12 protein-coding genes are annotated in these 10,254 nt (G+C 36.2%); 2 read left to right on the top strand and 10 right to left on the bottom strand.

Annotation, left to right across the window (positions count from 1 at the left end):
• Positions 1-62: 62 nt before the first annotated feature.
• The 6 genes from HMPREF0373_RS04560 to HMPREF0373_RS04535 all read right to left on the bottom strand — a co-directional run bounded on the left by HMPREF0373_RS04560 (position 63) and on the right by HMPREF0373_RS04535 (position 4,823).
• Entirely contained in the window at positions 63-296 is a 234-nt protein-coding gene (locus tag HMPREF0373_RS04560; protein WP_003431885.1) for a helix-turn-helix domain-containing protein, read from the bottom strand.
• On the bottom strand, positions 281-721 hold the full coding sequence (locus HMPREF0373_RS04555; RefSeq protein WP_003431889.1) for an RNA polymerase sigma factor: 441 nt from the start codon (positions 719-721) through the stop codon (positions 281-283). The genes HMPREF0373_RS04560 and HMPREF0373_RS04555 overlap by 16 nt, the downstream gene beginning before the upstream one ends.
• Positions 722-995: 274 nt before the next feature.
• Positions 996-1,631, bottom strand: a complete 636-nt coding sequence (locus HMPREF0373_RS04550; protein ID WP_021738449.1) for an ABC transporter ATP-binding protein — start codon at positions 1,629-1,631, stop codon at positions 996-998.
• A 13-nt stretch (positions 1,632-1,644) separates the two neighbouring features.
• Positions 1,645-3,090 (bottom strand): ABC transporter permease, encoded by a 1,446-nt coding sequence (locus HMPREF0373_RS04545; RefSeq protein WP_021423053.1) that lies wholly within the window; start codon positions 3,088-3,090, stop codon positions 1,645-1,647.
• A 3-nt stretch (positions 3,091-3,093) separates the two neighbouring features.
• Positions 3,094-4,317, bottom strand: a complete 1,224-nt coding sequence (locus HMPREF0373_RS04540) for an ABC transporter permease (protein ID WP_009264274.1) — start codon at positions 4,315-4,317, stop codon at positions 3,094-3,096.
• Positions 4,318-4,328: 11 nt separating this feature from the next.
• Positions 4,329-4,823, bottom strand: coding sequence for a hypothetical protein (locus HMPREF0373_RS04535; protein WP_005342377.1), 495 nt, complete (start codon positions 4,821-4,823; stop codon positions 4,329-4,331).
• A 162-nt stretch (positions 4,824-4,985) separates the two neighbouring features.
• Here HMPREF0373_RS04535 and HMPREF0373_RS04530 point away from each other — a divergent pair, with 162 nt between their 5' ends.
• A complete protein-coding gene (locus tag HMPREF0373_RS04530) occupies positions 4,986-5,672 on the top strand; it encodes a response regulator transcription factor (protein WP_009264276.1) in 687 nt (228 codons plus the stop codon).
• Positions 5,666-6,958: a sensor histidine kinase gene (locus HMPREF0373_RS04525; protein ID WP_009264277.1), complete on the top strand. Its 1,293-nt coding sequence runs from the start codon at positions 5,666-5,668 to the stop codon at positions 6,956-6,958. The genes HMPREF0373_RS04530 and HMPREF0373_RS04525 overlap by 7 nt, the downstream gene beginning before the upstream one ends.
• Positions 6,959-7,003: 45 nt before the next feature.
• Here HMPREF0373_RS04525 and HMPREF0373_RS04520 read toward each other — a convergent pair whose 3' ends face one another.
• The 4 genes from HMPREF0373_RS04520 to HMPREF0373_RS04505 form a co-directional block, all read right to left on the bottom strand.
• Complete coding sequence (locus HMPREF0373_RS04520) at positions 7,004-7,228, bottom strand: hypothetical protein (protein ID WP_003431901.1); 225 nt, start codon at positions 7,226-7,228, stop codon at positions 7,004-7,006.
• On the bottom strand, positions 7,225-8,592 hold the full coding sequence (locus HMPREF0373_RS04515) for an MATE family efflux transporter (protein ID WP_009264278.1): 1,368 nt from the start codon (positions 8,590-8,592) through the stop codon (positions 7,225-7,227). Before HMPREF0373_RS04515 ends, HMPREF0373_RS04520 begins: the two co-directional genes overlap by 4 nt.
• Positions 8,585-9,442: a GNAT family N-acetyltransferase gene (locus HMPREF0373_RS04510; RefSeq protein WP_009264279.1), complete on the bottom strand. Its 858-nt coding sequence runs from the start codon at positions 9,440-9,442 to the stop codon at positions 8,585-8,587. The genes HMPREF0373_RS04515 and HMPREF0373_RS04510 overlap by 8 nt, the downstream gene beginning before the upstream one ends.
• Before the next feature lie 178 nt (positions 9,443-9,620).
• A partial coding sequence (locus HMPREF0373_RS04505) for a conjugal transfer protein (RefSeq protein WP_021738448.1) occupies positions 9,621-10,254 on the bottom strand: 634 nt, incomplete at its 5' end.

Below are 10,254 nucleotides of genomic sequence, written 5' to 3'. Positions count from 1 at the left end.
CGTATCTGTCTGCTTTATTCAGTTGTCAAAGACCAGACGGGCATAATCAATCCCGATATGAATTAGAAGCGTTTAATATCAAAGTTTAAGATTTTACGAATAATCGCTTCTTTGATAAAACCTTTCATTTCCAAATCTACCGCAAGACGTAAGTTGTTGTTATCGTCGTAAAACGGACGCATACAGCACTGATTGATATATGGGTCATAAAATTCCAAGATTTTTGAAATTGCTGTTTCGTCGCCGTCGCAGGCTTTGGAAATAACCGTGAAAGTCGGTGTCAGCTCTTTTGGCATTTTTCTTTTTCCTCCTCAATCAGTTGCTTTAACTTGTCTAGTGCTTGTATTCTGCACTTCGTTACATTCGCTCTGGAACAGTCAAGCATTTTCCCAATGTAAGTGTCCGTGTCCCCAATGAAAAAATACTGTAAAACGATATTACGCTTTCGTTCTTCAATAGCTTTCAATGCACGAGCCAGTTGTTCATCTTCGATTGATACTTTTTCTCCACAAACTTCAAATACTGCAACATAATCCGTAGAATATGTATCTTCTGTACCTATGGAATTTAAGAGGTCGTCCATAATTTCGGCGAATGGCATTTCTTTTTTCTCTGAACGACGTATCGCTCGATAGAAGTCAATCGCTCTATGACGTATAACTGTTTTAATAGCACAATCGAATTGATGACAGGTTTTTTCTTGTAGTTCTGACGGTTTCATTTTCCTCACCTCCTTTCGCTAGTCGAAAAGAGGTGTCTGCCCCTTTTCATATATACCGCGTTGAAAGTGGGGGACAGCGTAACCAAAATCAAAAAAAACTTAAAAAATTTTTTTCTGGTATGAAAAAAGCCCGCACAAAACATATAGTCTGTACGAGCCTTTGAAACTGTATTGTATTTAGTTCTTATAACAATGCCGTTAGGGTCAAATTGATTGTGTCGAGGTATATCTAAAATATTCCATAATGACAGCTCCTTTACGGCACTATTCTTGTTTATTCAGACAGAAAAGAAATTGCACCGTTTTTAATTTCTAAGATTTCGTCGGCTTCTTCTGCCAAATGCTTACTGTGTGTAACCACAACAACACATTTTCCTAATTCATGTGCAGTCTTTTTCAGCAAAGCAATGATTTCATCAGCGGTAGTTTCATCAAGATTTCCCGTCGGTTCATCTGCCAAAAGTACATGAGCGTCGCTGGCTAATGCTCTTGCAATCGCCACACGCTGTTGCTGTCCGCCAGATAGTTGCAATACATTTCTCTGCCAGTATTCTTTTCCAATGCCGACTTCTTCCAATAATTTTTCAGCATTTCCACTACCACCTAATTTGACATTTTCAACCGTTGTCAAATAATCAATCAGATTATAATTTTGAAATACCAATGAGATATTATGCTTTCTGTGGTAATTCAGCCCTTTTTTTGTAATGTCCTCGCCATTGCAAAGGACAGTCCCTTTTACCACTGTGTCTAAGCCTGCTAACAACGATAAGAGTGTTGTTTTTCCTGCACCACTCGGACCGACAATGGTATAGAAGATACCCTCCTCGAAAGTAGCAGATACATTATTCAAAATGGTTTTATCTTTTTTTGTTTTGTAAGCATAGCTTACATTCTTTACTTCTAACATTTTCGTCGTCCTCCTAACTCATTTCCGATAAAATATCTTTCGGGTTTCTCTTTAGTATTACAATTCCAGATACCAGAACAGAAGCCGTTATCAACACAAGAACACTTACACCGTCCAACAGATACATTTCTGGCGTAACCTCTACGCTGATACTCTGCACGTCCTGCTTTGGTGCAACGTATTCTGTGGATACTTTTCCCTCATTATTCTTTTCTTCCTCTTGCATTTGCTGAACCTGCTGTGATACCAGATAATTTGCCGTTACTTTGGAAACAGCAGGAGCGACAGCAAAGGATAACATAAGGGAAAGAACAGTAATCATAATCGCTTCGCTCCAAATTTGTCCGATAATTCTAAATTTCGGAACACCGAGAGATAAGAAAATACCGACTTCCTGCACTCGATTTTTCAGCCAGAACAGAAATACTAAAACAAGGATAACAAAACTTGCAACAGAGATTACCAATATCATCATTTCGCTTACTTTTGCTAAATCATTGAAGTTTGAGGACATGGTTTCGGAATTTCCGTTATTGTCAATCAAATCATATTGCTCCCAATTGATGTCTACTTTTTGCAGATTTTCTTTTACTTCGTCGTAAGCTTCCACATCTTCCACTTTGAAATAGGCTCTTTCATATAATGGACTTGTTTCACCCTCTGCCTTTTCTGGAAATCTCAAATCTGTAAATATTACATTTTCCGAACGGTAAGTATCTCCCTGCATAAGTGGGGACATCTTTTGATCCACTTGATAAATTCCAACAATCTCAGCTTCTGATACCTTTGAATTTTCAGTATCGTGGTAATCATTAAAAGAAATCTTATCGCCGATTTTCAGATTATTTTGCTTTGCCAGTTCCTCTGAAATGACACACATATCTTTATCCTCTGGGGTTATCATTCGTCCCTCTTTGATATGCAGGTTTCCAGATAAAACATTTCTGTCTAGTTTCATATCTTTGTTTCCAATTAAACTTACACCGCCAACATCTGCATTCTGGTCTACATCTTTATCTTCAATCCTTTTGAAATTTACAGGGTTTACGGGAGTTGTTACTGTTGTAATATTGTAATCAGCAATTCCTTTTGCTTTTGCCAATTTCTCAATGTCTTTTATATCTAAGCTTTCAAATTCATTTGTTGTCCAGCCTGTCCAAGTCTCCACACCATTGATAATCTCTTTTTCCTGATGGTAGCCACCAAAACTACCTTCCTTATCATTACCAATCTTTTCTGAGTATTCACGAACTCGCTTTGTTCGGTACTCTGCATTTCTTTCTAAAAGAAAGCCTGCACCTATGGCTTGTCTGGTTTTGTCCTGCACCTCAATACTGGCATTTTTGCTCGCCACACCTGCAAGAAGCAAGGTACTGATTGCAAAAACAATCAACAATAAGAGAATACTTTTTACGGGCTTTCTGAACACAGAACGCCTTGCCAATCCAAAAAAATTCATGTACTATCCCTCCATTTTTGCTAATATATCTTTTGGGTTTGCTCGTAATATCGGAAGAATGGAACAGCACAATGCCACCAAAATAACTGCACCGCCTAAAAGGAACAACATTCCAATATCTTGTATCTGCAAAACCACTTTCAGATTTTCTGTTACTGTTTCTGAACCGGTAATGACGTTTTGCAAAACGCCCGAGAACAATTTACCAATGGCTGTTGCTCCTAAAACCGAAAGTGTAAATACACTGCCTGCTTCTAATAAAGTTTGCAGGAAAATTTCACTTTTTGTCTTGCCGAGGCTCATAAAGATTGCCACCTCTTTTTGCCTTGTCCGCATCCACATACATAACAGCAGGGAAACAACAACAGTACCAGTTACCAATGTAAGTACCAGCATAAGATTTGCCACCTTACTGATTTGCTCTAATGGAGCAGACATCTGTTGATAAAGGGTATCAGACGTGCTAAGTGCTACATCATTTCCGAATATTTTTTGCAGGCTGGTTTCCAGCACATCTAATTTTTCTGGTCTTTTTGAGTAAATGCAGATTTTTTCAAATTCAGCTTCTTTGAACAATTCTTTATAAGTACTGTTGTCAATAAAGATTTGATTTTCTATTCGATTGACTGCGGTAGTTTCTGACGGCTGGTCTTTTTCCACATTTCCTGCGGACATGAAAATTCCAATAATCTGAACAGATACTTTTGTTCCGTTTTCTGTACTTAATTCAATCGTATCTCCAACTTTTAGCTCATTTTGATTTGCAAGGTTCGCATTGATAACAGCACCCTTTTTCTCACGCTTGATATAATCGCCAGAAGCTAAGCGGTACTGCATTTCTGAAAAAGGGCTGTCCTTTTCCAAATCATCATAGGAAAGCAGTGCTATTTTCAAATTTTCCTCATTCGTAGAAGTATTGAGCGTAACGGGAGCAAAATTATTCGGAAATACCTCTTGTCTACCAATGCGGTTGATAGACGAAACATCTTCTAGCGTTTCAATCTTGTTTACTTCATTCTCTGTTATCTTGCTGTCCTTACTTGTAATTTCAGCCACAATCTTAGAGTTTGTCTTTTCCTGCATGGCTTGTTTGGACTCATTTGTAGTCCTTAAAATCATGCTTGTACCTAAAATCATACTGTTTACAAGTATCAAAACAATCAACAGAAGAATGGTTTTCCCTTTTTTTCGCTGTAAATAGCGAAAACCAAGTTGATAAAACTTCATACTTCACACCTCTATTCCCAATGGGCTATGACAACCTTTGTTGCATTGAAATGATTTGTGTCTGCAAACTCTCCATAGAGATATACTTCAGATTGCTTTTTCACATCGGATATAGAACCCGTTGTTACATTTGTAACACCAGACTGTGCATTTACTGTGGCAATGACAAATTCACAATCTGGGTTATAGGTTACAGAAACAGCATTCTCTTTTTTTTCCATTCCCGGTGCTTCTATTTTTATCCCAGCTCCACCCTCAATATCTTTTGCTTGATTTACCAAGCAACCATTGTCTGTAAATTCCAAAACACTTCCTATCAAATTAGCAGAATCTAATATGTCGTTTCCTTTATTTTCTGAAGAACCATTTGCATTTTCTTCATTCGTATTAGAATTGACAATAGGATTAGACGTATCTGGTTTCTCATCTGGACTTGCACCACACCCCGTCAATGCACAGATACATAATCCAACTGCTATGAATTTACTGATGTTTGTTTTTTTCATTTTTGTATTCCACCTTTCTTGTTCGATATGCCCCTATTGTAAAAGCAAACCATTCTAAAAATCCTGTAAAAAAGTAAGAAAATCATCATCATTTTTTAGAGGATTTTTACAGACTTTTCTGTTATACTGTCTATAATTTATATAGAAAAGGATTGATACATTATGAAAATACTTCTTCTGGAAGATGATTTAGAATTATGTAAAAATATAAAAATTTCGCTGGAAAAAGAAAACTATATGGTTGATTGTTGCAATGACGGGGAAACCGCTATGCTGTATGCTTTAAATACAGACTATGCTTATGACATTGCCATTGTAGACCGTATGCTACCGATTATTGACGGTTTGACAATCATAAAATCTATGCGTAGAAAAGGAATATCTATTCCTATCCTTATCATTACTGCCATGAGTACCCTTGACAATCGGGTTGAGGGTTTAGACGGCGGTGCTGATGATTACTTAGTAAAGCCGTTTCATATCAAAGAATTGCTTGCAAGAGTTCGAGCATTGACAAGGCGACCTGCCAATATCCAGTTATCGTCTAAATTACAATATGGAGATTTAACTTTCGATAAAGACAGTAGAACCTTATCCACACCAAATAATTCTCTTTTATTAACTTCAAAAGAAACCGAGTTGACTTTTGTATTTATGCAGAACCCAGAAACACTATTTTCCCGTGAACAGCTTATCCTTAAAATCTGGGGCAGTTCTTCCGAAGTAGAAACTGGCAATGTAGACAGTTACATTTCTTTTCTGCGAAAACGCCTAAAAGAATTAAAAAGTTCATGTAAAATAACAACGGTCTACGGTGCAGGGTACAAACTGGAGAAAGAAACATGTTAAATAATTTATACCGAAAACTTCATATTCTGTTTGCAAGTTCTGTTATGCTGATTATTACCCTTGTGATTTCCTTTGTCGTTGCGAACACAGTTCATACAGAGAAAATCAACGAAAGCACCTTGTTTCAAAGATTGACAACCTTGCTGATTTATCAAGTTGAAAGTGCTTCTTCGGATATGGATAAATCACTCACAGCCTACGAAAAAAGTTATCATATTTTTTCTTTGATTAACGATACAAAAGGGAATACCATTTATCAAAGTGATTTTCCATTTCCAACGCCTGCGGACAATCTCTTGCATGATGTAGAAAAGCAGATTTCCACACAGCCATTATCCCGAACAGAAAGCGACACAACTTCTCAAGGCGGTTTTCTGGAAATAAGAGGAAAACATCACGATACTTATTTTGTTATTCCTGCTACCATTCGGACAGCAAATGATACCGTATATCATGCAACCTTTCTTTATCAGACAGCCAGTTTGACGGATATTTTACAAAAGACATTGCCTATCTATCTTCTTATCTGGTTTTTGGCTTGTATCGTTGTTATCGTGCTGACCCGTTATCTGCTGAAAAAGTCGTTTGCTCCAACGGAACGGATACTGCAAAGCCAAAAAGATTTTGTTGCAACAGCGTCCCATGAATTAAAATCTCCACTTGCTGTTATGATTTCCAACACGGATATGCTTCTTGATAATGTTCCCTTAAACGAACAGGCAAGGCAAGCCGTACAGACCATAGATTTTGAATGTATGCGGTTATCCCGTTTAGTCAAAGATATGTTACTTTTAGCTTCTTCTGACGCAAAAACATGGACATTGCATAAAAGCACAATCAATGTAGATACCTTGCTCATTACGTTATATGAAACCTACGAACCAGTCTGCATGAAGCAGAATTTAGAACTAAAACTGCATTTATCCGAAGAAAGTTATCCTGCCATGCTTACTGACAAAGACAGACTATTTCAAATCTTGTGTGTCTTTATGGATAATGCCATTCAACATTCCAAGAATAATTCTTTGATAGAGATAGAAGTAATCGCCAATGAAAAGAATATTGCTTTTTCTGTGGTAGACCACGGGCAAGGCATTTCTGATGAAGATAAGCAGTATATTTTTGACCGCTTTTATAGTGGCGACAAGTCCCATACGAACAAATCAAATTTTGGACTGGGACTAAGTATCGCCAAAGAATTAACCCAAATGCTGAACGGCACAATAACTATCAATGATACTGCTGGTGGCGGTGCTACTTTTACTGTTAAATTTCCTCTGAAATAGATTAAGGCTTGCAGATCATACAAAATGTATGGAGCAAGCCTTTTTTCAAATCTTTGTCTTTTTGGTAATCTTGTAAATATATTCTTCTGGGGTAGGGCGTTTATTACCAAAATATTTTTTGAAATTTGCCTGCACCTCTGGGTCTGGGCTGTTCATGGCTTCATCAATCGTTGCTTCAATATCAGCCCGTATATCAGCCAATGAAACACCGCCAGCCTTTGCACCTGCTTTCAAAGCTTTTTTAATATCTCGTTTTTTTAGACCTATCATAATAACCTTTCTGTATTTTTTTCATAGCTGTTATTCTGATTATTCCACGAAAGCCAAAGACGAAAATTCAAATATAATGAAATACATAGTGTTAATATTTCGGCAATGGGAACAGCCAACCATACACCTGTTATTCCAATAAACTGTGGCATTATTAACAAGCCTATCATTATAAAGCCAAATGTTCTTAAAAAAGAAATCAAAGCAGATAGCTTACCATTAGATAATGCAGTAAAAATTGCTGATGAAAATATATTGAAACCCGAAAAAAGAAAACTAAATACAAATATCATAAACCCGTTTATTGCAATTTTATATACCGCTTCATTCGTACCAGTAAATAAACGTACCAAAGTATTTCCATTTATAAAGGATAACGCAAAAATAAATAATGAACCTACAAAAATGAAAGAAATACAGATTTTATATATTTTCTTTAATCCATAATAATTGTTTGCTCCAAAATTATAGCTAATGACTGGGGCAACCCCCATTGAAAAACCAATAAATAATGTTGTAAGCAAAAATTGTGTATATATAATTATAGTAATAGAAGCCACACCATTTACACCTAATAAATTCATCATTGTGCGATTGAAAAAGAATGTAGTAATTGCCGTTGAAAGCTGACTAACCATTTCTGATGAACCATTTATACAACTTTCTCCAAGTACTTTAATGTCTATAATAGGTTTTACAAAAGACAATGTTCCCGATTTTTTACAAAAGACAATTAGCCCCGTAATTGCGGGTATCAAATAACCAATTCCAGTTCCAAATCCTGCACCAGCAATCCCCATGTCAAATATAACCATAAAAAGATAATCAAATACGATATTCATTACACCAGCACTTACAGAAAGAACAAGTCCTAAAGTTGGTTTTCCTGCTGTTACAAATAAATTTTGAAATAGTACCTGCAACATACTTGCAGGTGTAAACAGTAAAATAATAGTTAAATAGTCTTTACAATATGGAAATAAAACCTTATCAGCTCCAAGAGTATATATAATTTCATCAATAAAGATAATTCCTAGAATGAAAATTACTACTCCCAAAATAAAACCAAATAAAATAAGTAGTGTAAAATCTTGTTTTGCTCGTTTGGGTTCTCCTGCCCCCATTTTTCTTGCAACTATGGCACTACCACCCGTAGCTATCATTGTTCCCAATCCTACTATTAAATTGATAACGGGACAAACAATATTGATTGCTGATAAAGCATTTGTATTGACAAATCGTGATACAAATATGGTATCTACAATTGTGTAAAGCCCCATAAATAACATCATGGATATGGTCGGGAAAGCAAATTTTAATAAAGACCCAGTATTAAAATCTTTTGCAAGAGGATTACTATTCATTTGTACTACCCCCATTTTTTGAAAATAATACTAATTTTTGTGTAGGATAACCAAATTCAACTAATAATTCTGCTTCTGCAAAGCCTAATTCTTTGTAAGTCTTACGATACCCCGTATCAGCTTTGTCGCCCTCACGAAATGTTGTTACAGAAATATCTTTATCAACTAAAAGTTCATTCATAACCTTATCTAAAAATAATTTTGCAATACCACATTTACGATATAACGGGTGTACTCCAAAGAAATCAATACTTCCCGTATGATAGTTAATAGACATCAAAGCAATAGCAATAGTATTATCAGTTAAAATCAACACTCTTTGCTCTAAAATACCTCTTTCTAATTCTGTTAAGTATTCATTCTCGTTCAAATTTGGAAAACCGTCTATTACTAAATAAGCTAGTTCTAGGCAGGCAGGTATATCTGTTGTTGTAGCAAATCTGATATTTTCTTCCATTTCTTGTTGTGATAATTTTTGTTTAACTGTCTGTATCAAATCAAATCTAAGCTGTAACGGATAAAATTCTTCGTTCATTCGATATTCGTTAGGCGTTTTCTTATACATCTGCTTAAAAATATTTGTAAATGCCTGCTGACTTTCATAACCAGCAATAAGCGAAATTTCAAGAATAGATTTATCAGAAAACACTAAAAGTTTTGCAGACTCTGTTAATTGTCTGCGTTGTACATAGTCATGTATAGACAATCCAACAGTTTCGACAAACATTCTATGCAAATGATATTTTGAATAACCAACACCCATCGCAATAGAGGATAAGTTCAGTTTTTCTGTGAGATTGTTTTCTATGTAATTGATAACCGTTATAATGTTTTCAACCTTATTGACCATTACAGCACCCTCCTTTCAGCTTAGATTATAATAAATAGTTTTCTTCAAGTTTTAATATATATTGCGGTTTTTGCGTGAATTACTATTTTAGCGTATTCAGAACTATTTGTGAACATAATTCGATGAAAATGTAGTTTGCAAATCATATTTCTATGACATGCAAACTACTTCTTGTGATTTATCCCACAATTTTCCAGTTACTATCCTTATGTAGCACAAGCTCATATTGCGATACCTGTGTTGCCTTTGTCTGATTATCAAGGAATTTCACGGCAACTTTGACTTTCACATTGTCCCTGTCCTTTGTAAAGATAGGGTTTACCAGTTCAGAATAAAGATAGTCCCTGCCGATAGGTTCAATCACATTTCCAGACACATAATAAGCAAGTTCTTTTTCTGTGGCTGTTGGATAGAGCTTAAAGAATGTTTCCAGAAATGCGGTAGCGTCATTGACAGTATCAGCGTCTACGCTTGTGTCTGCTTCTGGTGTCTTTGGCTCATAGTCTGATTTCTCGATTGCTGGTGCAAGGGTAGGGTTCTGAACGATTACCATATCCCCGTCAGCGTCCACATGGACTTTTACGGTATAGGTTGCCGTGACATTACTTGTCTGTTCTCCCTCTTTTATCTGCTGATCTACTTCGTAGGTAGCAGAAAAAGTGTCCGTTCCCGATTGCTCGATATGCCATACAATCACATCTGTAACTGTGGAGCTGGTCGGTATATCCGTTCTGATTGTATCAACATTCAAATCCTGCAATTCTTTTGTCAGATAACCGCTGATTGCCTGCGTTCTTGCTTCAATCGCTTCT

This window comes from Eubacterium ramulus ATCC 29099 (genome assembly GCF_000469345.1).
Taxonomy (GTDB): Bacteria; Bacillota; Clostridia; order Lachnospirales; family Lachnospiraceae; genus Eubacterium_I; species Eubacterium_I ramulus.
Note: the sequence above shows the minus strand (reverse complement) of the source record. Positions and strands in the feature narration are given on the sequence as shown.